20 protein-coding genes and 1 pseudogene are annotated in these 26,452 nt (G+C 60.9%); 1 reads left to right on the forward strand and 20 read right to left on the reverse strand.

The window, feature by feature from the left end; translation table 11 throughout:
• Positions 1 to 6: 6 nt before the first annotated feature.
• From pstA to BW09_RS01540, 15 genes and pseudogenes are all read right to left on the reverse strand, one after another.
• Positions 7 to 999, reverse strand: coding sequence for a phosphate ABC transporter permease PstA (gene pstA / locus BW09_RS01470; protein ID WP_044089149.1), 993 nt, complete (start codon positions 997 to 999; stop codon positions 7 to 9).
• Positions 999 to 1,952 (reverse strand): phosphate ABC transporter permease subunit PstC, encoded by a 954-nt coding sequence (pstC, locus tag BW09_RS01475; protein ID WP_044089151.1) that lies wholly within the window; start codon positions 1,950 to 1,952, stop codon positions 999 to 1,001. Before pstC ends, pstA begins: the two co-directional genes overlap by 1 nt.
• 187 nt (positions 1,953 to 2,139) lie before the next feature.
• Complete coding sequence (gene pstS / locus BW09_RS01480; protein ID WP_044089152.1) at positions 2,140 to 3,273, reverse strand: phosphate ABC transporter substrate-binding protein PstS; 1,134 nt, start codon at positions 3,271 to 3,273, stop codon at positions 2,140 to 2,142.
• A 178-nt stretch (positions 3,274 to 3,451) separates the two neighbouring features.
• Positions 3,452 to 4,156 (reverse strand): response regulator transcription factor, encoded by a 705-nt coding sequence (locus BW09_RS01485; RefSeq protein WP_044089153.1) that lies wholly within the window; start codon positions 4,154 to 4,156, stop codon positions 3,452 to 3,454.
• A gap of 493 nt (positions 4,157 to 4,649) precedes the next feature.
• Positions 4,650 to 5,945, reverse strand: a pseudogene (locus BW09_RS01490) (sensor histidine kinase); the annotation flags it as partial.
• 302 nt (positions 5,946 to 6,247) lie between these two features.
• On the reverse strand, positions 6,248 to 7,561 hold the full coding sequence (locus BW09_RS01495) for an MFS transporter (protein WP_044089154.1): 1,314 nt from the start codon (positions 7,559 to 7,561) through the stop codon (positions 6,248 to 6,250).
• Between the two features lie 373 nt (positions 7,562 to 7,934).
• Complete coding sequence (gene mtnN, locus BW09_RS01500) at positions 7,935 to 8,648, reverse strand: 5'-methylthioadenosine/S-adenosylhomocysteine nucleosidase (RefSeq protein WP_081886464.1); 714 nt, start codon at positions 8,646 to 8,648, stop codon at positions 7,935 to 7,937.
• A gap of 101 nt (positions 8,649 to 8,749) precedes the next feature.
• The gene (locus BW09_RS01505; protein ID WP_044089155.1) at positions 8,750 to 9,982 is read right to left on the reverse strand and encodes a 3-deoxy-7-phosphoheptulonate synthase; all 1,233 of its coding nucleotides are present in this window, start codon (positions 9,980 to 9,982) and stop codon (positions 8,750 to 8,752) included.
• Positions 9,983 to 10,144: 162 nt separating this feature from the next.
• Entirely contained in the window at positions 10,145 to 11,281 is a 1,137-nt protein-coding gene (locus BW09_RS01510; protein WP_044089156.1) for a 3-deoxy-7-phosphoheptulonate synthase, read from the reverse strand.
• Between the two features lie 720 nt (positions 11,282 to 12,001).
• The gene (locus tag BW09_RS01515; RefSeq protein WP_140464585.1) at positions 12,002 to 13,351 is read right to left on the reverse strand and encodes a C1 family peptidase; all 1,350 of its coding nucleotides are present in this window, start codon (positions 13,349 to 13,351) and stop codon (positions 12,002 to 12,004) included.
• A 545-nt stretch (positions 13,352 to 13,896) separates the two neighbouring features.
• Positions 13,897 to 15,369, reverse strand: coding sequence for a cell division protein (locus tag BW09_RS01520; protein WP_140464587.1), 1,473 nt, complete (start codon positions 15,367 to 15,369; stop codon positions 13,897 to 13,899).
• Between the two features lie 178 nt (positions 15,370 to 15,547).
• The gene (locus BW09_RS01525; protein ID WP_140464589.1) at positions 15,548 to 16,225 is read right to left on the reverse strand and encodes a pyroglutamyl-peptidase I; all 678 of its coding nucleotides are present in this window, start codon (positions 16,223 to 16,225) and stop codon (positions 15,548 to 15,550) included.
• A gap of 24 nt (positions 16,226 to 16,249) precedes the next feature.
• Positions 16,250 to 17,116 carry an IspD/TarI family cytidylyltransferase gene (locus BW09_RS01530; protein WP_140464595.1) on the reverse strand — a complete coding sequence of 289 codons (867 nt, stop codon included), beginning with the start codon at positions 17,114 to 17,116 and terminating at the stop codon, positions 16,250 to 16,252.
• A 164-nt stretch (positions 17,117 to 17,280) separates the two neighbouring features.
• Positions 17,281 to 18,318 carry a polyphenol oxidase family protein gene (locus tag BW09_RS01535; protein WP_140462816.1) on the reverse strand — a complete coding sequence of 346 codons (1,038 nt, stop codon included), beginning with the start codon at positions 18,316 to 18,318 and terminating at the stop codon, positions 17,281 to 17,283.
• A 2-nt stretch (positions 18,319 to 18,320) separates the two neighbouring features.
• Positions 18,321 to 19,940 (reverse strand): U32 family peptidase, encoded by a 1,620-nt coding sequence (locus tag BW09_RS01540; protein WP_181161729.1) that lies wholly within the window; start codon positions 19,938 to 19,940, stop codon positions 18,321 to 18,323.
• An 84-nt stretch (positions 19,941 to 20,024) separates the two neighbouring features.
• Between BW09_RS01540 and BW09_RS01545 the strand changes: the two genes are divergently transcribed.
• Positions 20,025 to 21,029: a tRNA (guanine(37)-N(1))-methyltransferase gene (locus BW09_RS01545; protein ID WP_044089182.1), complete on the forward strand. Its 1,005-nt coding sequence runs from the start codon at positions 20,025 to 20,027 to the stop codon at positions 21,027 to 21,029.
• 18 nt (positions 21,030 to 21,047) lie between these two features.
• Here the strand turns inward: BW09_RS01545 and rsmD are convergent, their stop codons facing one another.
• The 5 genes from rsmD to BW09_RS01570 all read right to left on the reverse strand — a co-directional run bounded on the left by rsmD (position 21,048) and on the right by BW09_RS01570 (position 26,426).
• Positions 21,048 to 21,674, reverse strand: coding sequence for a 16S rRNA (guanine(966)-N(2))-methyltransferase RsmD (gene rsmD, locus BW09_RS01550; protein ID WP_181161726.1), 627 nt, complete (start codon positions 21,672 to 21,674; stop codon positions 21,048 to 21,050).
• A gap of 346 nt (positions 21,675 to 22,020) precedes the next feature.
• Positions 22,021 to 22,869: an ABC transporter ATP-binding protein gene (locus BW09_RS01555; RefSeq protein WP_202962209.1), complete on the reverse strand. Its 849-nt coding sequence runs from the start codon at positions 22,867 to 22,869 to the stop codon at positions 22,021 to 22,023.
• A 56-nt stretch (positions 22,870 to 22,925) separates the two neighbouring features.
• Positions 22,926 to 24,086: an ABC transporter substrate-binding protein gene (locus BW09_RS01560; protein ID WP_219846509.1), complete on the reverse strand. Its 1,161-nt coding sequence runs from the start codon at positions 24,084 to 24,086 to the stop codon at positions 22,926 to 22,928.
• A 45-nt stretch (positions 24,087 to 24,131) separates the two neighbouring features.
• Positions 24,132 to 25,070, reverse strand: coding sequence for an ABC transporter permease (locus BW09_RS01565; protein WP_081886463.1), 939 nt, complete (start codon positions 25,068 to 25,070; stop codon positions 24,132 to 24,134).
• A gap of 225 nt (positions 25,071 to 25,295) precedes the next feature.
• Complete coding sequence (locus BW09_RS01570) at positions 25,296 to 26,426, reverse strand: iron-containing alcohol dehydrogenase family protein (protein WP_044089184.1); 1,131 nt, start codon at positions 26,424 to 26,426, stop codon at positions 25,296 to 25,298.
• Between the last annotated feature and the right edge of the window lie 26 nt (positions 26,427 to 26,452).

Below are 26,452 nucleotides of genomic sequence, written 5' to 3' on the forward strand. Positions count from 1 at the left end.
AACGGTTTAGCGCTCGGTCTTGACTGCGAAGACCTTGGCGACCAGACGGCCGATCAAGTTCAAGAGCAGCACGATGATGATCAGCACAAGTGCGGCGGACCAGGAACGTTCCATAGGAATGGTGGTGACGCAGGAGGCGTCGGCACCAGCCGGGCAGTTGGCGTTGAGCTTGGAGTATTCCTGATAGACGTACACAGGCAGGGTGGTCATCTGGCCGGAGAAGAGGTTCACGTTGGTGCTGGCGATGTAACCTGCGGTCATCAGCAACGGTGCAGTCTCACCGATCACACGTGCGATGGCGAGGATGCAGCCGGAGACGATGCCCGGCAGAGCGGTACGGAGCACGATCTTGGTGATCGTACGCTGCTTGGTAACACCCAGAGCAAGAGAAGCCTCACGAAGATCGTTCGGAACGATCTTCAGCATCTCTTCACAGGATTTGACCACGGTCGGCAACATCAGCAGGGACAATGCCACAGAACCTTCGAAACCGTTGATGGTACCAGGTCCGAACACGATGGTGAACATCGAGAATGCGAACAGACCGGCGACGATGGAAGGAATACCACTCATCACATCGACGAGCAGCGAGATGGTCATGGCCAGCTTGCCGCCGTGCGCGTATTCAACCAGGTACACGGCGCACATGATGCCGATCGGGATGGAGATGACCATTGCACCGGCAGTGATCTCAAGAGTACCGATGATGGCGTGGAGAACACCACCGTAGCCACCGGACGGGGTCGGGTTACCACCGACCACACCGGTCATGTTGTAACCGAGGAAGTTCAGGTTCAGACGCTTCGCACCATTGATAATGGTGGTCCACAGCACGGAGACCAGCGGGATGCAGGCGATGACGAAGGCCAGCGCGATGACGCCGGTCATCACGTAGTCCTTGATCTTACGGGCCTGCTCGGAGGAACGGGTCGGGCGGAACTTGTCGAAGTCGATGACGGGAGCGCCGTCAAGGTTCTTCTTCTTGGTTGCTTCAGCCATCAGGCACCCGCTTTCTCAGTGATCTTACGAGCCACGAAGTTCACGACGAAGGTGATGAGGAACAGGATCAAACCGGTTCCAATCAGGACGGACACGCCGAGGTCGTTGGCTTCAGGGTACTGTGCGGCGATGTTGGCTGCGATGGTCTGGCTCTGGGAAGCCTGCAGTAGCTTGATGGAGTAGCTGAGGCCAGGAGACAGGATCATCAAGACGGCCATGGTCTCACCGAGTGCACGACCAAGAGCCAGCATGGAGGCGGACACGATACCGGACTTGCCGAACGGAATCACGGCGAGCTTGATCATCTCCCACTTGGTGGCGCCGAGGCCATACGCAGCTTCCTGCTGCAGGGACGGCGTCTGGAGGAAGATATCACGCGACATGGAGGTGATGATCGGCAGCACCATAACGGCGAGCACCACGGCGACCGTACCCACGGTACGCTGCGGGTTTGCTGCAGGACCTGCGAAGATCGGAATCCAGCCAAGGTGGTTGGCCACCCAATCCCAGAACGGGTAAATGGCAGGAACCAGAATCAGACCACCCCACAGACCGTAGATTACGGAAGGAATTGCGGCGAGCAAATCCACCACATAGCTCAGACCAGTGGCGATGTTCTTAGGCGCATAGTGCGAAATGAACAGTGCGATGCCGATGGAAACGAAGAAGGCGATAATCAGGGCGAGGATGGAGACCAGCACGGTGCCGAACAACAGCGGGAGCACATAACCCCAGAAATTGTTCGCCTTACCACCGGTGAAGTTGGAAACAGTCTCGTTGTTCGCAGCCTGATCGCCACCGATGAGCGGCCATGCGCGGAAGAAGAGGAAGAGGAATACGGCGGCAAGCACCACAAGAATCAGGATGCCGCAGCCATACGCCACACCGCGGAACACCTTATCGGCGGTTTTCCCGCCTGTGGGTGCGAGAGCCGTTTTGTCTTGCGAACTCACGGATTCTCCTTATATGAAGGAATTGACAAAAACGATTGCGAGTAGAGCCATGTGGGAAACATGTCCTTTACCCGCTTTGAGCCGCAGCCGTTTACTACGACTGCGGCTCAAAGTTTCAGACCATTGATTTGGTCGGTTTTCAGTTATCCTGAATCAATGAATCATGCGGTTGTGTAACCGCCGTGAGTCACTTGGTCTTGATGGCCTCGATGGACTTGCTGATCTGGGAGGTCAGGCTGGACGGCAGCGGAGCGGAGCCGGCGGCATCCTGAGCGGCCTTCTGGCCTTCCTCGGAGGTGACGTAGGTCAGCCAAGCCTTGGCGAACTCGCCCTGCTTGGCGTCCTTGTAGGCCGGGCAGACGATGTCGTAGGAGACCAGCACGATCGGGTAGGCACCCTTGGCTTCGGTGGCGTGGTTGATCTTCACAACCACACGGTTGTCGCCCTTGGCGGTGTCGTCGAGCTTGGAGTCGCCGATGACCTTGGAGCCAGCCTCAGCGGAGATCTCGTTGTAGGAGTCGCCGACCTTGATGGCGGCGGTGCCGAGGTCGCCAACCTGGGAGAAGTCAGCGTAACCGATGGTGCCGTCGGCCTGCTTGACGGTGGAAATCACACCGGAAGTGCCCTTGGCGCCCTGGCCAACCTCGTTCGGCCAGTTCTCGGAGAGGTCGTAGGTCCAAGCGTCAGGAGCCTGATCCTTGAAGTAGGAGACGAAGTTCTGAGTGGTGCCGGACTTGTCGGAGCGGTGCACAACGGTGATCGGGGTGCTCGGCAGCTTGAGGTCCTCGTTCTGGTCCTGGATGGCCGGGTCGTTCCAAGTGGTGATCTTGCCGTCGAAAATCTTGGCGGCGGTAGCAGCATCGAGGTTGATGTGCTTGCCGGCGTCGGAGATGCCCTTCAGGTTGAAGACGATGGCAATCGGGGAGATGTAGACCGGGACGTCGAAGGCCTGGCCGGAGGCGCAGACAGCCTTGGACTTCTCGATGTCGTCATCGGACAGGGCCTTGTCGGAGCCGGCCCAAGCGGTGGCACCGGTCAGGAAGGTGGTCACGCCAGCGCCGGAACCGGTCGGGTTGTAGGCGATCTTGGCGTCAGGGTTGGTGCCCTGGAAGCCGGCGATCCAAGCTTCGACGGCAGCCTGCTGGGAGCTAGCGCCAGCGCCCTGGAAGTCGCCGGAGACCGGCTCGGCCTTGGTAGCGGAATCGGTGGAAGAAGAGTTGTTGCCAGTGGAGGCAGTGTTGTCGCCGCAGGCAGCGACAGTAGCGAGCATCGCGATGCCGGACAGAGCGGCAAGGGAGCGAACGAGAATGTTCTTCTGCATGATGTTTCTTATTCCCTCTATCAGTAAATCTCGGGCAGGAAAACCCACCCGGTCAACTCATGACATTTACTAGAGTATTAGCCATTGAGAGGGGCCAAAACCGAAATCAGTAAACAGAAGATGAACACTCGAGCATATTTGAAACTACACGAAGCATGTGTAGTTTCCGTACTTTGTTTCACTCCGTGGGCTTGTCGATTTTGTAGCCGAGTCCGCGCACGGTCGTCAGATACTTGGGATGAGCCGGGTCCTCTTCGATCTTGGAGCGCACACGCTTGACGTGCACGTCAAGCGTCTTCGTATCGCCGACGTAATCGGAGCCCCAGATGCGATCGATGAGCTGATGGCGGGTCATCACACGTCCCTTGTTCTGCATCAGGTACTCGAGCAGCTCGAACTCCTTGAGCGGGAAGAACACGGTCTCGCCGCGCACGGTGACCTGATGCTGGCCGACCTGCATGGAAATGTCCCCGCATACCAGCGGAATATCATCATCCACGGCACCGGTGGACTGGGCGGTGGACTGATTGCGGCGCAACACGGCACGGATGCGCGCCAACAGCTCGCGGAACGAGTACGGCTTGGTCACATAATCGTCGGCACCGATCTCCAGTCCGACCACCTTGTCGATCTCCGCGCTCTTGGCCGTGAGCATGATAATCGGCACGCGGCTTTGTTCGCGTATCCGACGGCACAGCGCAGTGCCGTCAATGCCCGGCAGCATCAGATCAAGCAACACCATGTCGATGCCACCCTTGGTGAACAGTTCCAAGCCCTCCTCACCGGTGGCCGCAGCAGACACGTCATACCCCTCGCGTGTAAGTTGATAGACCAATGGTTCGCGATAGGATTCCTCGTCTTCGACGATAAGAATACGTGTCATAGTGGCCTTTCTCGGGTATGTCCCCGGTCGGGTAAGCGCAAAATTCTCAGATACCATCGTAGCCATCCCCTCTTCGTTCTCCTGCCGTTTGCCTAAAGTACGTAATTTATTAGTATGCGCTACGTGGAGTGAATACGCGAAAACACCCTGCCACGTCACGATCTCCGCGATTGCCACCCGCGCGCATCGGGCTGTCGTGTTCGCCGGGCCTCGCCATGAGAGGGGTTCCCGACAAATCGACGCTTCTTCAACGCTTGGAAGATTCAGCCTGTGAGCCGGCCTTCCGGCTGAGATCTGCCAGAGAATCGACGCCAGCCTTTCAGGACGCCGATTCCGTCATCTTCCCACCGGCATCATCATCGGACACCGGCGATGCGGGCCCGGAAGCGGAAGAATCCGCAGTGGTGGAATCCACAGCGGAGACACTTGAAGGACTCCCCTGCTGCACCGGCTCCTGCTCGGCAGCAGGCTCCTGCTCAACGACGGGGTCGGACTCAGACTCGGCAGCGGGCTCAGGGTCGGGCTTGGCAGCGGGCAATTCGATGGTGAACGTCGACCCCTCGCCTTCACGGGACCACACGGAGATGCGTCCGCCATTTTCCTGCACGCAGTGCTTGGTGATGGCGAGCCCCAGCCCCGAGCCGCCGGTCTGGCGCGAACGCGCGGGGTCGACGCGGTAGAAACGTTCGAAGATACGGTCCAAGGACTCCTCGGGAATGCCGATGCCCTGATCGACCACGCGAATAGCGACCTTGCCGTTACGCTCCGCAACATCCACGGCCACCGTGGTGCGCTCGGGCGAATAGTGAATGGCGTTCTCCACCAGATTCTTGACCGCCGTCTGCATGGCATCGGCATCCGCCTTGATGTACAGATTCCGCGCCGACTCGGCATCAGCCGCGGAAGCGTCGGTGGCATCGAGCGGCGCCGAATGCCCGTTGGCGTTGAGACGGATATCCACATGGTGGGCCTCCGCCTGCACCTGGTTGTCGGCGATCGCAGCACGGGCTATGTCCAACGCGGAGATGCGCTTCGCATTGACCACGCCCTGAGAGCTTTGCGCCCGCTGCAGATCGATCAGGTGATGCACCAGCTCGGTCAGTCGCGCCGACTCCTTGGATATGCGGCCGGAGAAGTACCGTACGGCGTCCGGATCATCGGCGGCATCGGTGATGGTCTCGGCAAGCAGCGCGATCGCTCCTGCCGGAGTCTTCAATTCATGGGAGACGTTGGTCACAAAATCACGCCTCACAGCCTCGAAACGACGCTGTTCGGACATGTCGCTGATGAAAATGGCATACAGATCTTCGCCGATATCGCCGATGCGCACACGCAGATACAGGGTGTTCGATGGCCTGAGCTGTCCGGCTTCAATACCTTTGCCGGTGATGATCGAAGGGAATGGGCTACGGTCCACCGGCAGCTGGACCTCACGCTCGCGCACGCCTCCGTCCGAGGCAGCCTGGGTAAGGATGTCTTCGACTTCGCGCGAATTGATGCGCTTGCCCGAGACGAGTCCGAACGGCACCGATCCGGGACTGGCGTACTGCACCTGCCCGTTGCGGTCAGTGATGATCAAGGCTTCTGGCATGACCTCTATGAGACGACGCTCGGTAGGACGAACGGGTACGTCCTCGCCGAACAGTGATTTGGCGTCCTTATCGGAGGCGAAGGCCTCCTCGGCTGCGGCCCGCCCGGAGGCACGCCCTTTGCCGTACGAGATGACGATGGCCCACGCCAAGCACAATGCGACCAGCACCAGAATCACGATAATCTGCCAGAAACTCATGATTCCTAGAGTAAAACGTCTCTCATGTAGCACACGAAGCCGACTACGTAAGTTCGCCTACTGTTCATTTGAGGAGACGTGCAGCGCCAGGACCACAGACGCCAGGCACTGGCGGCAGGCGACACCATATGCCGCGCAACCCATCCGGCAGCTCGAGGCATCACGCTCGCATCAGCAATACCGGGCCAGCACAAACCACATCGACACAAACCACATCGACACAGGTACGAAAAAACGGCGCCGTCACGAATGGCGACACCGTTCATTCGACGGTCAAGGTCAGAACGACCTCAACCATACGATCACAGCTCGTAATCCTTATCCTTGCTTTCCTTGATGAGGAACAGGGCGAGCAGGGCGAGCGCGGCCATGATGGCCATGTACCAGCCCACACCGGCCACGCCGAACTTGGAGGAAACCAGAGCCTGGGCGATGGTCGGGGCGAACGCGCCACCGAAGATGGCGGCGAGGTTGTAGCTCAGGCCTGCGCCGGAGTAACGAACGTGCACCGGGAAGAGCTCAGGCAGGTAGGCGCCGCACGGCCCGAACAGGCCGCCCATGAGCACGAAGCCGACGCACAGGAAAATCATGATGTGGGCGGCGGAGTGCACGAGCAGCAGCGGGGTGAAGAAGCTGAAGACCAGCGTGCCAGCAGTCACCACGAACAGGACCTTCTTGCGGCCCACCTTGTCGGCGTAGACGCAGGAGACCACGATGAAGATGGCGAAGAACACCACCGAGCACATCTGCATGAGCAGGTAATCGCTCTGGCTGAACTTCAGGCCCTTGACGCCGTAGGAAAGGGACCAGGTGCCGAGCACATAGAACAGGGTGTAGGTGATGCCCATGGCGACCGTACCCAGCAGGACTTCCTTCCAGTACGGCAGGAGGTCACGCAGCGGGTGCTTGGAGGTGCGCTTCTCAGTGTGCGCCTTGCGGAACACCGGGGTCTCGGACATGCGGGCGCGCACATACAGGCCGATGATGACCAGCACCGCGGAGCACAGGAACGGGATACGCCAACCGAAGGCGATCATCTGCTCCTGGCTCAGGTTGGACTCGAGCAGCAGGTTCAGGCCATAGGCGCAGAAGAAGCCGATCGGGGCGCCAAGGTTCGGGAAGGAGCCGTAGAGCGCACGCTTGTCGGCCGGGGCGTTTTCGGTGGCCACGAGGGCGGCACCGGACCATTCACCGGCGAGGCCGACACCCTGGCATGCGCGGCAGATGCACAGGATGACCACGGACCACGGGCCGATCTGGTCATAGCCAGGCAGGCAGCCGACCAGGAAGGTGGCGATGCCCATCGTCATCAGCGCGATGACCAGCGTCTTCTTGCGGCCCATCTTGTCGCCGAAGTGGCCGAACAGCATGGAGCCGAACGGGCGAGCAAGGAAGGACACGGCGAACGTGACGAACGCCATCAGGGTGGCGAGCGCCGGGTTGGACTTGGCGACGCTCGTGAAGAAGATCATGCCGAAGTAGCTTGCCGCGGCGATGGAATAACAGTAATTGTCGTAGAATTCGATGGCCGTACCGACCATGGAAGCAGCGATGATCTCAGGAACCGAATCCTTCTTCACGGGTTCCTGAACGGCTGCGGTTGCAGTTGCAGACATTATGGTTCTCTCTCCTCATGCTGCGAATCAGCGTTTGCATACGCTGTCCGTACATACTTATGCAGCATGTGCCATGGCTGCGGTTGGCATGCCATGGCTCACAATTCAAAGCACAACGACAGGCATGCGGAGAGGCGTGAATCGGCTTGTGGCCACAACGACGTCCCCACACATCGCTGTGCCTGATGTTCGAGTATGGACCTTGGCTGCGGACGAGAGCCTGAATCGTTCACATTGTGAACCTACGGGCCTATAGGCCTATGGGAAAGACCTGTGAGCACACAATCCGTCGCCATATGATGACGCCCCTCATGAAGAGGGGCGTCATCAGAGCGTCATCAGTCCATCATCAGGGCAGCCGAAGCCAAGAGAATCACAGTCGCTTGACGATGTCCACGGCAAGGCGGGCAGCAGTGTCGGCGTATTCGGAGATATCGAACTCCTTGAACACCTCGTAATCGGTATCGGCATTGTCGGAGAGCGCACGAATCACCAGAGCAGGCACATCGTTGCGGGCGGCGACCTGCGCCACGGCGGCACCTTCCATCTCCACAGCGTCGGCACCGGTTCGGCGAATGACCTCCTCGACCTTTTCGGGGGTGTCCACGAAGTAATTGCCGGAGGCGATGATACCGGTGATGTGGGTGATGCCGGCATTGGCGAGCGCCTGATCGGCGACCTGCAGCAGGTGCGGGTCGGAGAAGAATTCCTCGACCGGCTTGTCTTCGGTGCCGGGCTTCCACTGTCCCACCAGACGCATATCGGTATCGAGGTAACGCAACGTACCACCGAGCACCACATCGTTGATATGCAGATGGGTGTTGAGATTGCCGGCGATTCCGGAGAAAATCACGGCATCCGGCGCAAATTCATCGATGAGCAGCTGGGTGGTGGCCGCGGCATTCACCAAGCCCATGCCACCCACCGTGGCGGCGACCTTGATGACGTCCGAACCGAACGAGTCCACGGTACCCACCGCGATGTCCAGACTGCCCTTGGCGATGTGGGTGACGTGGGTGAGCGACTTGGCGATCAGCGCCACTTCCTCATCCAATGCGCCAATGATGGCTACCGTTTTCATACCCATATATAAGTTCCTTTCACGTTATTACATCTCAGACTAGAAGAACTACCCCTCAGTCTCACTACGTTCGACAGCTCCCTTGACAAAGGGAGCCAGAAGGAAGGTCAGTGCCAGCGACGGGTGGCGACGGCGTCGGCCAGCTCGCGCAGCAGTGCCTCGGTATCCGGCCAGCTGATGCAACGGTCGGTGATGGATTTGCCGTAGACCAGCTGGTCGAGAGGAGCGGCCGGCTGATTGCCGCCTACGAGGAAGCTTTCCATCATGATTCCGGTGATGCCGCGCTCACCTGCCGCGATGCGCCGCGCGATGTCCCGCACCACTTCAGCCTGACGATGCTCGTCTTTGCCGGAGTTGCCATGCGAGCAATCCACGATCAATCCATGTGACGCGGCGGAATCCGCCGGCATTTCGTCGCGGATCGTCTCCATGGCCTTGGCCACGGACGTGGCATCGTAATTGGGGCCGTGAATGGAGCCACGCAGCACCACATGGCAGTCCGGATTGCCGAGTGTCTCCACGGCACAGGCACGGCCCATATGGTCGATGCCGAAGAAGGTATGCTGCTGGGACGCCGCGAAACAGCCGTTCACCGCCGCCTTGACCGAGCCATCAGTGGCGTTCTTGAAACCGATCGGCATCGACATGCCACTGGCGAGCTGACGATGCACCTGGCTTTCCGTGTTGCGCGCACCGATGGCACCCCAGCTCACCGCATCGGCGATGAACTGCGGGCTCGTCGGCTCAAGGAATTCCGTTGCGGCAGCCAGACCTTCATCAAGCACACCGAGCAACGTCTTGCGTGCCAGCAACAGGCCTTTGCGGATGTTGTGGGTGCCGTCGATGTCCGGGTCGTTGATGAGCCCCTTCCAGCCGACCGTGGTACGCGGCTTCTCGAAGTACACCCGCATGACGATGAGCAGCTCGCCGTCGAGCTCGTTCATGACTTTCGCCAGTCTGTGGGCGTAATCAAGCGCAGCTGCCGGGTCATGCACCGAGCACGGACCCACAATCACCAATAGACGATCATCCTGCCCATAGAGGCAGGCGCGGATCTCGTCACGCGAGTAGGCGACGATCTCCTGAGCATGCGCGCTGAGCGGCAGTTCCGCTAGCACTTGGGCCGGCGTAGGAAGCGGCTCAAGCTCCAGCACCCGTCGGTTGACGATACGGCTGACGCCGACCTGATCCTCCCAACGCGGCACATCGGTGGCGACAAGCGGATTCTTCCCCTCATCCATCGCCTGCCGGATGGCCCGAAGCTCCTCCGGCGTGTTCAACGGCTGGGGATGGACCGGTGATGTCTGCTCAGCCAGGTTCTGGCCTTGCTGCTGCTGCATGTTCTCTTCTCCTTGTGCACTATCTTCCCCAAGAATAAAGTGTCACAGGAACAAACAAACCCTCAAACACACTTCAGCGCCTCAGCGCGCCTGCAGTGCGCCCTTCTGCTGCAAAACGCTCACTGAGCACTGTTCAGTGAGCGTTTCTTGCAACAAAGTACCTTATCGCTGAAGGTTGCGACGGGCGGTGACCGCGTCGGCCAGCGTATGCAGCAGCTCGTTGGTGCGGTCCCACGGCACGCAGGCATCGGTGACGGACTGTCCGTAGACGAGCTGGTCGAGCGGCGCGGGCTTCTGATGGCCGCCTACGAGGAAGCTTTCCATCATGATGCCGGTGATGCCAGGCTCGCCGGCGGCGATGCGCTCGGCCAGCTCCTCGACCACTTCGGCTTCGCGGTTCTCATCCTTGCCGCAATTGCCGTGTGCGGCGTCGATGACCAGACCATGTTCGCTCGGACCGGACGCCTTGGAAGCCTTCAGCGCGGCAATAGCCTGACGCACCGATTCGGCATCATAATTCGGACCGGTATTGGAGCCGCGCAGAATGAGATGGCAATCCGGATTGCCCTTGGTCTCAGCGGAGATGACGCGCCCATCGAGGTTGATGGACAGGAAATGATGTTCGAACCCGGCCGTGTAGCAGGAATCGGCGGCAGGCTTGATCGAACCGTCGGTGGCGTTCTTGAAGCCGACCGGCATCGACAGGCCGCTGGCCAGCTCGCGGTGAACCTGGCTTTCCGTGTTGCGCGCACCGATGGCACCCCAGCTGATCGCATCGCAAATGTACTGCGGAGTGATGGGGTCAAGCCATTCGGTGGCGGCGGGAAGGCCGAGGCTCAGCACGTCGGTCAGCACCTTGCGGGCGAGCCACATGCCCTTGCGGATGTTGAAACGGCCGTCCAGGTCAGGGTCGTTGATCAGGCCCTTCCAGCCGATGGTGGTACGCGGCTTCTCGAAGTAGACGCGCATCACGATGACCAAGCGGTCTTCAAGCTCGCGCTTGACGGCGGCCAGTTTTTCGGCGTATTCATGGGCGGCCTTCGGATCATGGATGGAGCACGGGCCCACGATAACCAGCAAGCGGTCGTCACGGCCGTTCAGCACGTCTCGGATCTCCTGACGGGAGTGAAGCACCAGCTCGCTCATCGCGTCGGTAAGCGGCTGCTCCTTGAGGAACGCGCGAGGCGCGGGAATCGGGTCAAGCTGGCGGATGTTGATGTCCACGGTCTCCGGAAAGACGGCCTGCTCCCCCAAACGACGCTCGTCTTCGGAACTGTCCGGACCACGAAGTGCTGCCATGCCGACTCTCCTCTCTTGCTCTCCGAATGATTCAAGCATGCGAAAACGTAAGTCTACCTGTGCGTCTGCCGATATGGAAACGTCCGGCCGTTTTGTGGACGGCCGGACGTTTGCGGGTTGGGTGGCGGGCCGGCGGCTTAGGCATACTAGCGGTCTGTCTCACTAATAATTGAGCACTCTTCTCGTGTCTCTCCCCCAGTCAGCTTCGCTGACAGCCCCCTCGTCAGAGGGGGCCGATACGGCTTGTATGGCTCCCCTTGTCAGGACAGCACCGTGAAGCAAACAGCGAAGCTGTTTGTAGGTGCTGTGCGAGCCGACAGGCGAGCCAGTTGAATGCGCGCGTAGCGCGTCCGAATTTGCAGGACGAGCTGTCGGCGTAGCCGACTGAGGGGTAGTCGTCAGAGGGGCCAACACCACTCAGACAATTACGAGACGGACCACTTGTTAGCCAATGCGCTCCGCGCCCTGCAAGAACGGAGCCGCCTACGGCGGCACTCAGCATTACCTTCGCCGTTCCTCGTGGCCTATCGGCCCCGAGCCGCGCCTGTGGAAAGCCCACCGGGCTTTCCACTCAACGGCGCGTCGGCTCAGGCGCGCTTGCGTTTCACGCAAGCGCGCTCCGCGCCCACCGCCGGCCTGTCGGCCGGAAGCCGGGAAAACAACCCACTGGGTTGTTTTCTATTCCCGGCTTTTCGCATTGGCTGATGCGCGCTTCGCGCGCTACTTAGCCAATGCGCCCATCGGATCCCATGCGGGGAGCATGGTGGCAGGCTCTTCTAGGGCCTTCTGATACTCCTCGGGGAGCATGGCCTTCGGAACCGCCACCTCGTAGACGTACTCGGTGAACCAGTCGTCGGACATGGTGAAGTAGCCCTTGTCCGCAATCTTCGAACCCCAGGAATTCTCGACGCGCCAGCGGCGGGTCGTGGTGCCGTCATCGGCGACGTCCACGCCGGCGAAGGCCATGGCGTGGTTCATCGCCGAATCGGCGAAGCGCACGCGGGCCTCCTTGTCGAGGTCGAAGTCCACGTCGTACACCTTGCCATACTCGAACAAATCGGTGGCCCAAGAGCCGTTCTCGCGGTCCATGAACGGGTGGCAATCGGCGCCGAACCAGACCGGGATGCCCTGTTCGACCAGGATCTTGCGCACGCAGTCCTTCATGAACTGGTTCGGCACGTTCAGGTATTCGGTCGCGTCTCCACCGGCCACATTGCCCAGATGCTCGATGCCAATCTTCTTGCCCTTGGCGTGTTCGGCGCGCGGGTCGTCCACGAGGCACACGTAGTCCTCAAGGCCGGCAGGCCCCACGTACTTCTGCCAGAATTCGACCGGCGTGATCTCGCCGTCACGGTGGAACTCGCCGTCGGCGTCGGTCCACTCCCAGTCGAAGGAGACCGGCGGCTCACCGAGGTGAATGGTCAGGATGCGGTGTCCGGCAGCGGTGGTCTCGGCCACGATCTCGTCGGTCTTGGCCTGATCGCCGGCCGCCGCATACAGGTGTGCCACGGCGGTGTGCAGCAGGTGGCGCAGCTGGGTGTTCATCGCACCGGTGTTCTTGGAGGATTCGGTCTCCGGGAACAGGTCCTTCGGCACGGCACCATACTTCTTGTACACATTCATGGCCATCGTCCACTGGCCACCGTCGCCCATCACGTCGGCGAGCAGATGCTGCATCAGACGGGAGTCGGCAGGTTCGCCGGCTGCCACCAGTGCGGCCACATCCTTGAGGAAGTAGTTGACGCGCTCGAGCTTATCGTAGTACATCGCATAGTTCTGGGAGAACTCGAACTCCTTGAGGTTCATGTTCTTCTTGGCGATGAAACGGGCCACGTTCAACGAGCTGAACAGCCAGCAACGGCCGGAACGGTCCTGATGGGTGGCTTCGCCGTTGTCGACCACGGTGGAGAAACGACGCTGCAGCAGACGTGCGCGGTCGTAGTTGCGCGCCACCTTCTCGATGCCGGCGGCGGTCACCGCGTTCATGGCCAGACGGTTGGTGCCGTCGGCGTCGAATTCGTCACGCAGGGCGTGCAACGCTTCGCCGGTCAGAGGCGAGAGTTCACTCATGTCTACTCCTTCTTCGGATTGGTGCGCTTGTGGCGCGTGTTACAACGATTGCGGCACCCGGCTCAACGCACAGGTGCCGCAAGTTCTTGTCTCTAGCAGTGTAGCCGGCCGACCGTAAAAGGCTTCCGCACATCAGCTGCAGGTATTTTGTGTACCTGTACAACCAGCTGCAGGTATTTTGTGCTTCCGTACGCTCAACAACCGGCTCTATCGAGACACAAATTACCTGCACCCCCTTTTCATGTACCTGTATTACCTGCAACATTCTGCTGAAATGTCTCTGTTTTACCTGCATTCAGCGGAACAGCGCATATCATGTCCCCGTAATAGGCCATAAATAGACACAAAATACCTGCAGCACGACCTGCAACACGATCCACGATGGAGGTTTGCAGGTATTTTGTGTATAGATATGCAAAAGCCCGGCACCTGGCCGGGCTTGGCATGATCAACGAACCATATCAGTAGTCATCAATGGCTGTCAACGGCTATGCAGCACTCGGTAAGAGCCTCGGTGAGGCACTCTTCGAGGACCGTAACCACGCTCACTGCTGTTCCGCGATGGCCACGGTGGGCTGTTCGTCGGCGGACACAGCGGCCTCGTTCGCAGCCTCGGCCTCGTTCGACTGCTCGGCAGGCGCAGCATCTGACTCCTCGGCGACGGCCTTGGCCGGCTCGGTCACGGTTTCGCCTTCCACCGGTGCCGGCACCGGATTGACCACCGGCAGCGACGTTTCGGCCGCGTTCTTGGTGGCCTCGAACGCGAATCCGGAGAAGGCCTGGGCGAACATAGAGCGCAGTTCGGAAACGCGCTGGGTGATCGTGGCCTCACGCTCCTGAAGATCGGCGATGTGCTTGGTCAGGCTGTCCAGCTCGCTCTGGGCGGCAGCGCGACGCTCCGCCACCTGGGCGTCAGCGTCCGCACCGGCCTTATGCACGATGGCGGCAGCCTGGGCATCCGCTTCCTGACGCTTGTTCGCTGCATAGGAATCGGCTTCTTCGCGGGTGGTCTTGGCCTGCCCCACCAGCTCGTCGGCCTCCTTCTTGGCTGCCTCGCGACGCTCCTCCAAGTGCTGCAACAGTTCATTGACCTTCTTGGTGGCCTCGTCCTGCTGGGCGGCGATATCGTTGCGGATCTGCTCGACTTCGGCGCTGACTTGGCTGATGGTATTCGTACGGCTGACCTCGGCCTCGTCGGTGATCTCCTGGGCCTTGGACTTGGCGGCATCAATGATCTCACCGGCCTTGCGCTGCGCCTCGGTCATCATCTTGGAGACCTGTTCACGCACATCGGCGAGCTTCTTGTTCGCCTCCGCAAGCGCGGCCTCGATCTGATCGTTGGAATCGGACTTGAGCTTGGAGATCTCCTCGTTCGCGGCCTTGCGCTGCGCGGCGATCTTGGCGGTGGCCTCGGCCTTCATGTCCGCCAGCTCGCGTTCCTGGGAGGCGCGCTCGGAGGACAGCTTCTTGTTGTGCTCCTCGCGTGCGTTGCTCAGCTCAAGTTCCACGGCCTGACGCTGCTCGGTGATGTTCTTGGTGGTCTCGGAACGCAGCTGATCGGTCTCCTGCTTGGCCGAAGAGGTCAGGGAGTCGGCCTGGGTGGTGGCGTTCTGCAGGATGGAGGATGCCTTGGCGTTGGCGTCGTCGAGGATGTGCTGTGCATCCAGTTTGGCATTGTTGAGCAGCGTTTCCGCCTGGGCCTGGGCGGCCATACGAGTGGCGGAGGCGTCCTGCTTGGCGCGGTTCAGCAGCTCGGTGCTGGTCTGTTCGGCGGAGGCGAGCATCTGCTGCGCGTTGGCGCCGAGCGATGCGAAGCTGTTCTTCTGTGGCTTCTTGTTGCGTTCCTCCTGCAACTGCGCCTGCAACTGCAAGATGCGATCATCGTCCGCGGCAATCTGCTCACGCATGCTGGCCAACGTCTTCTGAGCCTGGTTCAGGCTGTTCTGGGCGGCGTCGAACGCCAAGTCGACCTTCTCTTTGTCATATCCTCGCAGCACCACCGGGAAACGATCCACCATGGCTGATTATCCTTTCACATCCAATAGCCTTTGGCTTGTCCTTGATGCACTGTACCGCATACGGATGATGGATACAGCCATCGATATGCAATCGTTACAATGCGTGCGAACGATGTTCTAGTTTCCCGCGGCAGCAAAGTCATGACGACCATGGCGACACCGCGGCGGTCCTGCGCGTTCAGGCGATGAGAATGTCCGAACTGGAGGGGTTGAGATAGTAGCGCACGGTTTCGCGCACCACGTCACGCCCGGCTTCGATCTGCTGCTCGAGCGGCAGACCATGCTGCGACGACTGCTCGGGACGTACCGGCGGGAAGCTGACGAATCCGCCCAGCACGCGGTCTTGCGTATCCATCCAATTGAGCAGGTTGTAGAACAGCGAATTGCATACGAATGTGCCGGCATCGGAGCTCAGCGATGCGGCGATGGAGTCATCAGTGAAATCCTGCAGAATCGAGCGCAACGGCAGCCGGGTCCAATAGGCCGCAGGACCGTTCGGGTCAATGGGCTTGCGGCGCGGAATCACATTGTCGGCATCCGGGCGCTCCGTATCCATCAGATTCGTGGCGCAACGCTCAAGCATCACGCTGCGGGCGGAATGCTTGAGCCCTGTGGCGATGACGATATCCGGATGGGTGGCTTCGATGCCTTCCTTCAGCATGGGCCAGGCCTTGGCGAAACTCACCGGAAGGCTGACCGCGTGAAACTTGACTTGAACTTCGTTGAGCACGTCGTCCGGTCCGGACGGCTCTCCAAGGCCTCGTTCGGCGATCGCCTTGGGCACCTCGTATGCAGGGTTGATGTCCACGTCAGCATAATGGTCGAATCCGGATATCACCACATTAAGTTCACGCATATCACACAGTGTAGCCGCCTGCGACTACCGCATCTGGCCCGCGGCCTGGGCAAGCAGCGCATGCATGCGCGCGCGGGCCTCCTCCTTCGGGTCGCGGCCCTCGATCTCCTCGGCGATGCGCTCGGCGGTGGGGATGTCCTCCAGCGTGGTGATCTTGAGGTTGGTCTCCGCGCCGGAGACGATGGCCACCGGTTCGTTCGGCAGGTAGTCCACCACCACGCGCGTATCGTCGGTGGGATGGAAGTCCGGGTCGGCGGCGGCGAGCTCATAGGCCTTGCGGATCGTGGAGAACCGGAAGGACTGCGGCGTCTGCGCGCGGAACGTGTTCGGACGGTCCGGCACGGACCTGACCACTTTGAGATCGCCCAGATCCTCGGTGAGCAGCACGGTGTCCGTGGACGCATAGGCCACGGTGGCGGCCTTGAACTGGTCGAGGGCGTCGATGGATCCGTCGATCGCCGACTGCTGGACGAACGGACGCACGGCGTCATGGATGAGAATCTTGGCGTCATCCGGGATTCCGGCCTGAGCCAACATGTCCAGGGCCGCAGCAGTGGAATCCACACGTTCGGCACCGCCGTCGATCACCACACGCACCTTGGCGTATCTCCGCTGGTCGATCAGCGATTCGACTTGGGAGCGCACTCTGCTGTTGACCACCACGACGATATCGCTCACGCGTGCGCATCGCTCGAACGCCTCAATGCTCCAGCACACGATAGGCTTGCCACCCACAGATACCAATTGCTTGGGATTGTCAGGGTCGAATCGCGTGCCGAATCCCGCGGCGAGCACCACGGCCACCACCGGCGCGGATTGCGGGGTCGCGGCTTGGCCGGCAGACGATGATTGCGCAGACGTCTGCACAGTCGCGTGCGCAGACGCGCGCATGGTGGAAGTATCGATTTCTCTCTCAGTCATAGGCACCACCGTAGGGTGAGGGATACCCGTTCGTGACCTGCGTCACTCTATTCTTTACATTCTTTACCGAATGTGCTCGTGATTCGTGCACTATCCACACATTGCGCATGTGCTATTCGTGCATCGTCCGTGCACTATTCGCGCACGACGAGAGCAAGCATGCGGCCTTCGTGGGACTTGCCCGCCAGCGAGGCGCGGCGATGCGAATACCAGAGCGGGTTTTCGAGCGTGCACATGCTGCGGTTGATATGGGCGATGCGTTCGGCGAGCGCCGCCGGTCCCTCGCCATCAGTACGGCACAGTTCGGCCAGTTCGGTGTCTTCTTCCAGATATTCGGTGGCGGCGTGCACGCGCGGCATCGAATCGACGACCTGATGAACGCCCGCGAACGCCAGATCGATCATCGCGGCCTCGGCTATGTCGATGCCCGCTCCACCGAAGCGGGTTTGGGTCTTGGTCAGGGGGAATCTCTTGACGAACTGATCGGCGATGTCATCGCCCACCTCATAGCAGTCGCCGCAGATGCGCGGGCCCAATGTGGCCACGATGCGGCTCGGCTCGGCACCTTTGAGCTTCATCAATTCCACCGTGGCGCCGATGATGCCGCGTTCCAGACCGCGGCGTCCGCAATGCGCGGCGCCGATGATGCCGGCCACCGGGTCGGCCATCAATACCGGCAGGCAGTCAGCGGCGAACATGCCCAACGCGATGCCTCGCCGGGCGGAGACCTGACCGTCGGCGTCAATGACCACGGCACCGCCGTGTTCGGCATCGGTGTTTCCGGTCGCCTCGTCGGCAACAAGTCCCGCGGCAGACAGCGCATGACGCGTACCGGAACCGTCGAAACCGAAATCGGTGTTCACGGCGTATTCGTCGGTATCGACGTCCACCGCGACGCCGGAATGCACTTGGGACACCAAGGACAGCGGCGCGCCGACCGCTTCGGCGAGCGCGATGCGGTTGGACAGCACGGCCTCCGGCTCGTCGCCGGATTTGCCACCGAGGTTGAGGTTGCCCCAATCGCCTGTACTGAGGCCGCCGAGCCTGGTGGTGTAGACCACCTTGACGCCGGGCGCCAATGCAATCGGGATGGTCACCGGAATCGGACGCCCTTCACGGTCGGTGGAGCTGATGGCGTTGGAGTCAAGGATTTCGTCACTGTATTCGGTCATGGTCATTCGGCTTTCAACGTGGGTTTCTTGGTGCGGGAGCGGATGGCGGCGTTAATCGGCACCTGGTGCGGGCAGGGCATCGAGAACACGTGCGCGGGATTGTTGATGGCGGGGACGGGCTGGCCATCGGCATCCCGCAGACCTGCGTCCGGCACGGTGAACACCAGCGGCTGTTCACCGGGCAGCAGGAATTCGACTTCCTGGCCCGGCTCGATCTTGTTGCGGCTCATCAGCGTGACGCGACCGCCTTCGTCGGCGCTCCAGCTCAGCACCTCGCCTACCACCATCCACGAGCGGAAGTAGGCGGAGCGGTCGATGTTCTGCGTCACCTTGTGTTCGGGATAGTAGAACCCAGTGGAGTAGTCGCGATGGGCGACTTTGTCGGTCTCCTCAAGCAGCCATCCGGGCAACGTCACGTGCGGGGCGGGACGGACCGCGGCATGCTTCCAATCGCTCTCGATGACTTCCACCGCCGTGTTGGATTTGCGCCGGGTGGAGCGGGCGTGCGCGCTCATGCCGTCGGGCTCGGCGACGGCGACGACATCTGCACCGGCACCGGCACCGGCACCGGACTGTCCTATCACGGTGATGCCCGGACGCTCGTAGCCGTCGTCCGCCACACCGGCGAACGCCTTGTCGGCGTTGCGCATCACCTGATCGCCGGCATCATCCGAGCCGAACGCGGCCATCACCTCGGCATAATCGGGATCGGACGGGCGGACCACGCGGTCGTGGAACGGCTGCAAAACCGTGCCGTCCGCCGATTCGAACCCGCGCTGCACCATGTATTCGTTGACCGCGGTCTTATAGGCGTTGGTCATCGCGGCGATGTAATACGCGCTTTTGGCGCGGCCTTCGATCTTGAGGCTGGTGGCGCCGGAGTCGATCAGGTCATCCAGGTGATCGAGCATGTTCATGTCCTGCGAATTGAACAGGTAGGCGCCGTCCTTGGTCTGCTCGATCGGATAGTACTTGCCGGGGCGCTTCTCCTCCACGATCGAATACTTCCAACGGCATGGCTGCGCGCATTCGCCATGATTGCCGTCGCGCCCGGTCAGATAGTTGGAGAACAGGCAGCGGCCGGAGAAGGCCATGCACATCGCGCCATGGACGAAGCACTCGATGTCGAGGTCGTCGGGGATGTTGGCGCGGATGTCGCGCACGGCCTGCAGATCCATCTCGCGGGCCAGCACCACACGGCGGGCACCCAGCTCATAGAAGGCGTTCGCAGCCTGATAATTGGTCACGCCAGCCTGCGTGGAGACGTGCAGCTCCAGGTTCGGCGCCACCTGACGGGCCATCATCATCACGCCGATGTCGGAGACGATCAACGCGTCCACACCGGTGTCCTTGAGCTGGCCCACGTACTCGCGCATCGCCTCGATCTCGTTGTTGCGCGGCAGTACGTTGCAGGTCACGTACACGCGGGCGCCGCGCGCATGGGCGTAGCGCGAGCCCTCCTCAAAGTCCTCGAGGCTCAGGTTCTTGGGGGCGGAGCGCATGCCGAACGCCTTGCCGCCGCAGTAGACGGCGTCGGCACCGTAATCGACCGCGGTCTTGAGCCCCCTCAGATTGCCGGCTGGCGCCAGCACTTCGGGCTTCTTGCGTGTGGGAATGGTCATCGTCGTGTTCATCATCGCAATAGTGTAACGACGGGTCTGTAATGCGCGAGCTTCTTATGGACGGGTACCGATAGGCTGTGTGACATGAAGATTGATATCGTGAGCGTATTCCCCGAGTACTTCGAGGTACTGAACTTGAGCCTGATGGGCAAGGCGCAAAGCAAGGGCCTTCTGGAGATCACCGCCCATAACCTGCGCGACTGGACGCATGACGTGCATCATTCGGTGGACGACACCCCGGTGGGCGGCGGTGCCGGCATGGTGATGAAGCCCGAGGTATGGGCGGAATGCCTGGACGACCTGCTGGAACTGGAGCCTCCCTCGGAAAACGGCCCGGCGGAGGAACTCGCATTCCCCTCCTCGGAAGCCGAGGATTCACCTGATGAAGCGATACTTGACTTCTCGGAAATTCGCGACGATGCGCTTCTGGATGAGGACGCTGCGGATGTGATGGATCGTGATGCCACCGTCGAGCCCGACGGAGGCAGTGACAATGGCGCAACGAACGGCACCGACATGGCACCGACTCAGGAATCCGCCCCAGTGCTGATCTTCCCGAATCCGTCCGCTCCGCTGTTTACCCAGCGTGATGCCACCGAGCTCAGCCATGCCGGCCATCTGCTGTTCGGCTGCGGACGCTATGAAGGCTATGATGCCCGCATCCCCGAGTACTACCGCGCGCAGGGCATCGATGTGCGCGAGTATTCGATCGGCGACTATGTGCTGAACGGCGGCGAGGTGGCCGTCTCCGTGATGCTGGAGGCGATCACCCGCCTGATGCCGGGGTTCATGGGCAACCCCGAATCGATTGTGGAGGAATCCTATACCGGCGAAGGCGCACTGCTGGAGCACCATCAGTACACGAAGCCCGCGGTGTGGCGAGGCATATCCGTACCGGAGATCCTACTGTCCGGCGACCACGGCAAAGTCGACCGGTTCCGTCGCGATGAGGCGCTGGCCCGCACCAACGACATACGGCCGGACCTTATCGAAGCCCTGGATTGCAAGGCGCTGGACAAGGCCGACCGTAAAACACTGATGTCGCTGGGCTGGGAGGTTTCCGCCGCCCACCCGCGGCGACTGGGCTGATTGTCTGGCGAACCGCGTCTAGGATTCGGCGACCACCGAGGCCTCAGTAGCTTGCTCGGCGGTGTCGGCGGACTCTGCGATCGGCTCGATGTAGAACACGGCGGTTTCGCCGTAGTTGCGGCGCTCGGTGATCGCCCAGCCCTCAGGCGCTGCGGGATCGTCGGAGCGGATCGAACGTTCCAGCATGATGACCGTGCGCTCGTTGGTGGCATCTCCGGTGGCCAGATCGGCGAGCAACTGGTTGCATTCGTCGGTTCCATAGGCGTAGGGCGGGTCGATGAAAATCACACCGAACGGCTCCCCGAAGCCTCCGGCCACCGTTTCGGCCTTCTTCACCAGCACACGGGCGTTCAGATCGGCGCTCCACGAACGGTTGCGCTTCAGGTCGGCGAGGGTCTTCGAGATCAGCGCGGCAGCCGGGCGCGAGCTTTCCACGGCGACCAATTCGCGAGCGCCACGGCTCAGCGCCTCGATGCCGAGTGCGCCCGTGCCGGCGAACAGGTCGAGCACGCGGGCGCCATCCAGAACTCCCCATGAGTCGAGATGGGAGAAGATGGCCTCCTTGGTCCGGTCGGTGGTGGGCCGGGTGCCGGTTTTCGGAGTGGCCAGCGCCACGCCTTTGAATCGTCCTGAGATTACGCGCATGTTCACCAGCTTAGCCCAGTCAAAAACAAGCTGCAGGTGAAACAATGCCATGAAGACCAGCAATACCGGAGTAACGACAAGGCCAGCCGTCATCTGCAGGCAAAACAGGTACAGATATAAGTCATAGTTGCAGGTGAAACAGTGTCGTAAAGCACAGCTGCAGGTAAAACAGGTACGCGACCAGCATCAAAAAGGCCTCTTCATGTGCACTTTTTACCTGCATACCCAAATAACTAGTGCTGTTTTACCTGCACGCGGCTTTCGCGGCCTTCTCGGCCTTCTCGGCTTTTGACCCCCTCTCTCCATCTGCCACTGACTGCTCCTGGACGGCCTCCTGAACCACCGGCTACTCCTGATCGTCCTGCACATAGATGGCCTGGGTGATCTCCTCGCGCAGCTTGACGAATTCGGGCATGGCACGCACCTTCTCCATATTGTCCGGATCATCGGGGTCGCGCGGCAATGTGATTGGAATGTCCATCTTCACCGTGCCGGGGTGCGCGCTCATCACAATCACACGAGTAGCGAGGAAAATGGCCTCGTCCACGCTGTGAGTGATGAAGAACACCGTGCTGTGGCGTTCGCGCCATATACGAAGTAGCTCGTTCTGCAGCTTCTCGCGGGTCAGGGCGTCCAACGCGCCATAAGGCTCGTCCATCAGGATCACGTCTGGCTCGGTGGCGAGCACGCGCGCGATCTGCGCACGCTGCTGCATGCCGCCGGAGAGCTCGTATGGACGACGGTCGGCGGCGGAGGACAGTCCCACCAAATCGAGGAAATGGTCGGCGCGTTCCTTACGCTCCCCCACCGGTACGCCCTGCATCTTCATGCCGAACTCCACGTTCTTGCGCACGGTGAGCCACGGATAGAGCGGAGGCTTCTGGAACACCACGCCGCGTTTTGGACTCGGTCCGTCAATCGCCACGCCGCCGGAGACCAGTTCACCGTCCGACGGCTTCTCGAAGCCGGCCAACATATTGAGCAGCGTGGTTTTGCCGCAGCCCGAACGACCGACCACGCAGATGAAGTCATGCTTGTTGATTGTCAGGTTGATGTCATGCAAAGCGGTCACCTGATCGCCCTGCTGGGTGATGAACCGTTTGTTGACGCCACGGATGTCCACCGCCACGCCCTGATCGTCCATCGTCTTCTTTTCGGTAAGCTCACCCCAAGTGAGCGCGTCGTCCTTCGCCATGATAAGTCCTTTCTCGCTGCGCGAACCTCGGCTGAATACTGCACGGGTGCGGCTGATTACTGCTTGGCCACCTGATCGATGGCGTCGGTGTAGAGCACGTTGGAATAGTCGTCGCTCACCTTGTCCAGACTGCCTTGGGTTTTCAGGAATTCCGCGGTGTCCTTGAAGATGCCCGGCAGCTGTCCGTGGAAGATGTCGCTTTGGTCCTTGGCCTGCGGGTAGGTGTAGCCCTTGAACTGCTTCTTCACGTCGGCCACCGAGTTGCCGAGAATTGTGGAGATGGATTCCGCAGAATCCGCCTCTTTGCTGGAGATGAGTCCGACCGCGTAGTTCTCCACTGCGGTCCAGGTCTCCATGACCTTCGGGTTGGATTTGATGAACGCGTCCGTGGCGAGTTCCATATCGTAGGTTGCAGAACCGGTTACGGCGGTGGCGGCGCTGGAGGTCACGATGGTGCCACCATCCGCCTTCAAGGTGCTCAGGACCGGATCCCACACCCAAGCCGCGTCAATCTCGCCGCGGGTCCATGCGGCGGACATCTTATCCGGGTCAAGGTTGATGAGGTTCACGCTGGTCTCATTCATACCCGCGTTGTGCAGTGCGGAGAGCAGCGAGAAGTGCGATGTGGAGCCGAACGGCACGGCGATGTTCTTGCCGGCGAGGTCCTTGATGGACTTGTAGTCGCCGCCGCGTGCCACCAACGATTCCGCGTCGCCGATGATGTCATGGATCCAAACCACCTTCACCGGAAGGTTCAGCGGGGCGGATGCCGCGCGCACTGCCGGGGAAGAACCGGCCAGCCCGATGTCCAGCGAGTTCGAGCCGAACGCCTGGATTACATCTCCACCGGAGTTGAACTGGCTCCACTGGATGGTGGCGTTCGGCAGGCAGGCTTCAAGCAGCCCCTTGTCTTTGACAATCAGATCCGCGTTCGGAATGGCCTGCCATGCGATGCGGATGGTGCCGGTGAAGTCCTCGTTCTTGGCCGAGGGCACCGGACATTCGCTTACCGCCGCACCCGAGGTGTTGCCGACCAGTTCGTCGGCGGTCGGCATCTTACCGCAGCCGGCGAGACCGGCGAGCATTGAAGCGCTCACCGCCAGCGCTCCGACTCGGCGAACCATCCTGCGGCGTTTTGTTTCACGATATGTTTCACAACCGTTCTGCCGCTCGCCACCGTCCGACGCCATCAACTTGGCGACATTGTTCTTCAGCATCGTGATTCCTCTCCTCGATTGATTTGCCATACTGTCTCTTCGCCGTTATTCCTTGCCCACCCACGGTGTCACCAGATGGGTGATGCCGAGAATCAGCCAATCGAGCAGCAGCGCCGCGATGCCGATCACGAAGATGCAGGCGATGGTCAATGGCGTGTTGAGCTCGGTGCCGGAGAGATAGGCGAGCGCGCCGATGCCGGGGATACCGTTGTTCAGCTCAGCGGCCACCACGGTGGTCCACGCGAAGCCGACCGCCAGCCGGATGCCGTTCATGATGGACGGCAACGCGCTCGGGAAGACCACGAACAGGAATGCTTTGGGTCGCGATGCGCCGAGGGAGAGCGCGGAGTTCACGCGGTCACGGTTCACCCCGTTGATACCGTCGACGGTGGCGAGCACGATTGGCGGGAATGCAGCGAGGAACAACAGCCAGATCTTGGTGGTGTCGCCGATGCCGAACCAGACGATGAGCAGACCGATGTAGCCCAGCGGCGGCAGCGCACGAATGAAGTTGATGTATGGCAGGATGATGCGGTTGAGCCAGCCGATTTCCGCCAAGACGAAACCGACCAGTACGCCGACCACGATACCCAGGGCCATGCCGATGCCGATGCGCTCCAGCGAGACCACAAGATGCTGCCACAGGAAGTACTGCTGTTCACCGCAGACGATGCGCGAGGATCCGGCGGAGGCCGGTCGGCAGCTGTTCGCCTCGATGAAGGCGTCCCATACGGCTTTCGGCCCCGGCAGGTACAGCGAGTTGATGAGGCCGGCGGAAGTGACCGCCCACCATACGGCGATCAGCAGCACCAGCGAAATCAGCGGCTGAATCTTCTTCGACTTCATCCATGTAGGCAGGGGCTTGCGCTTGGCGGTGGCGGCACCCTCTACAATGGACACTCCGCTGATGGCGGTTCCCGCCACTACCGACGTGCCCGGCTCATTCTGGTTTCGGCTCGGAGTCGGTGTTGTTGCATCGCTCATAATCGTCTCCTCTGCTGGTCTTTCCCGATGTTTCCCTTGTTGTACCGGCGGCAATCGCGTGATCGATTACGTAGTTCTTACGACTTGCAAACGTTCTGTTTCCACATTATTACCGATTGCTCGAATAGTGGACTTGAATATGGAATACGATAGCGAGACCGAGGAAGGCGCCCGGTATGATGCCAAGCGCCCGGCATAACCATTCCCTGTCTCGGCTCGCTCCGGTCAGTCGGTGGCGGCCAGATGCTCGTACATGTCCCGGAGCATCTCGTCGGTGATCTCGACCGGATTGTTGTACAGGTTCGGATGGCGGCTGATGCGCACCAGATCGTCGATCTGCTCGGCGCTCAGGCCGAGGTCCTTGAGCCCGGTGCGCAGCCCCACCTTGGCCTTGAGCTCGTGAATGGCGTCGGCCATCGCACCCACATCCTCGAAGCCGATGGCCCGGGCGAACTCCTGCACACGGCCGTGCTGGGCGTCCGCGTTGATTCTGGCAAACCAGTCGAGCGTCAGACCGCAGGCCTCGCCGTGCGCAATGCCATGGATATTGGTCAGCGGGAAGGAGCAGGCGTGCGAGGACGTGGTCTTCGGCAGCGTGAACGCCAGCCCGGCGATCACTGACGCCTCGCACATCTTCTGACGGGCCTCCGCGTTGTCCGGTTCGGCCACGGCGATGGGCAGGTACTTGAACACGAGCGGCGCAGCGTGAATGGCGCAGGCGTCGCAGATCGGCTGATGCCCCTTGCTCCAATAGCCTTCGATTGCTTGGCTCAGCACGTCCATGCCGGTGGAGGCGGTGACGTGCGGCGGCACCGAATAGGTCAGTTCTGGGTCGATGATGGCCACTGAGGGGAAGAAGCCGTCCGAGACAATCGGCGCCTTCTTGCCCAGCGCGCGGTTGGTGAGAACGGATACGCAGGTGACTTCGGAGCCGGTGCCGGCTGTGGTGGGCACTGCGATGATCGGCAAATGCTCCTGAGGCATGGCCTTGCCAGTGCCGTGGTAGTCAGCAATGGAATCGTTCGTCAGGGCGATGCTGGCCGCCGATTTGGCGAGGTCCATCGCGCTGCCGCCGCCCATCGCCACCACGAATTTGAGGTTCTTCTCGCGGATCAGGGCCGCGGCCTTATCCACTTCGGTAACGTCCGGGTTGGGCGAGAATTCGGAGAAGATCTCGCTGATCGCGCCTTCGGAGTCCTTGACAATCCTCTCAGCGGTGCCGTTCTTGGCGAAGAGACGCTCGGAAACGAGCAGGCCCCCTTCCGTTAGACCCATTTCCGCCGCCACGTCCTTGATCTCACGGACGCGGCCGTTGCCGAAGCGTATGGCGACCGGCTGTTGATAATCCCAAAGCATTGTTGTCGTTCCTTTCTGTCCGTACG

The organism is Bifidobacterium sp. UTCIF-1, from assembly GCF_006408915.1.
Lineage (GTDB): Bacteria > Actinomycetota > Actinomycetes > Actinomycetales > Bifidobacteriaceae > Bifidobacterium > Bifidobacterium reuteri.

What these genes read in the sequence shown, in the direction of transcription:
- pstA (WP_044089149.1), bottom strand. Translation starts at nt 999, where the DNA reads ATGGCTGAAGCAACCAAGAAGAAGAACCTTGACGGCGCTCCCGTCATC.
- pstS (WP_044089152.1), bottom strand. Translation starts at nt 3,273, where the DNA reads ATGCAGAAGAACATTCTCGTTCGCTCCCTTGCCGCTCTGTCCGGCATC.
- BW09_RS01485 (WP_044089153.1), bottom strand. Translation starts at nt 4,156, where the DNA reads ATGACACGTATTCTTATCGTCGAAGACGAGGAATCCTATCGCGAACCA.
- BW09_RS01495 (WP_044089154.1), bottom strand. Translation starts at nt 7,561, where the DNA reads ATGTCTGCAACTGCAACCGCAGCCGTTCAGGAACCCGTGAAGAAGGAT.
- mtnN (WP_081886464.1), bottom strand. Translation starts at nt 8,648, where the DNA reads ATGGGTATGAAAACGGTAGCCATCATTGGCGCATTGGATGAGGAAGTG.
- BW09_RS01505 (WP_044089155.1), bottom strand. Translation starts at nt 9,982, where the DNA reads ATGCAGCAGCAGCAAGGCCAGAACCTGGCTGAGCAGACATCACCGGTC.
- BW09_RS01510 (WP_044089156.1), bottom strand. Translation starts at nt 11,281, where the DNA reads ATGGCAGCACTTCGTGGTCCGGACAGTTCCGAAGACGAGCGTCGTTTG.
- BW09_RS01515 (WP_140464585.1), bottom strand. Translation starts at nt 13,351, where the DNA reads ATGAGTGAACTCTCGCCTCTGACCGGCGAAGCGTTGCACGCCCTGCGT.
- BW09_RS01520 (WP_140464587.1), bottom strand. Translation starts at nt 15,369, where the DNA reads ATGGTGGATCGTTTCCCGGTGGTGCTGCGAGGATATGACAAAGAGAAG.
- BW09_RS01525 (WP_140464589.1), bottom strand. Translation starts at nt 16,225, where the DNA reads ATGCGTGAACTTAATGTGGTGATATCCGGATTCGACCATTATGCTGAC.
- BW09_RS01530 (WP_140464595.1), bottom strand. Translation starts at nt 17,116, where the DNA reads ATGCGCGCGTCTGCGCACGCGACTGTGCAGACGTCTGCGCAATCATCG.
- BW09_RS01535 (WP_140462816.1), bottom strand. Translation starts at nt 18,318, where the DNA reads ATGACCGAATACAGTGACGAAATCCTTGACTCCAACGCCATCAGCTCC.
- BW09_RS01540 (WP_181161729.1), bottom strand. Translation starts at nt 19,940, where the DNA reads ATGACCATTCCCACACGCAAGAAGCCCGAAGTGCTGGCGCCAGCCGGC.
- BW09_RS01545 (WP_044089182.1), top strand. Translation starts at nt 20,025, where the DNA reads ATGAAGATTGATATCGTGAGCGTATTCCCCGAGTACTTCGAGGTACTG.
- rsmD (WP_181161726.1), bottom strand. Translation starts at nt 21,674, where the DNA reads ATGCGCGTAATCTCAGGACGATTCAAAGGCGTGGCGCTGGCCACTCCG.
- BW09_RS01555 (WP_202962209.1), bottom strand. Translation starts at nt 22,869, where the DNA reads ATGGCGAAGGACGACGCGCTCACTTGGGGTGAGCTTACCGAAAAGAAG.
- BW09_RS01560 (WP_219846509.1), bottom strand. Translation starts at nt 24,086, where the DNA reads ATGCTGAAGAACAATGTCGCCAAGTTGATGGCGTCGGACGGTGGCGAG.
- BW09_RS01565 (WP_081886463.1), bottom strand. Translation starts at nt 25,070, where the DNA reads ATGAGCGATGCAACAACACCGACTCCGAGCCGAAACCAGAATGAGCCG.
- BW09_RS01570 (WP_044089184.1), bottom strand. Translation starts at nt 26,426, where the DNA reads ATGCTTTGGGATTATCAACAGCCGGTCGCCATACGCTTCGGCAACGGC.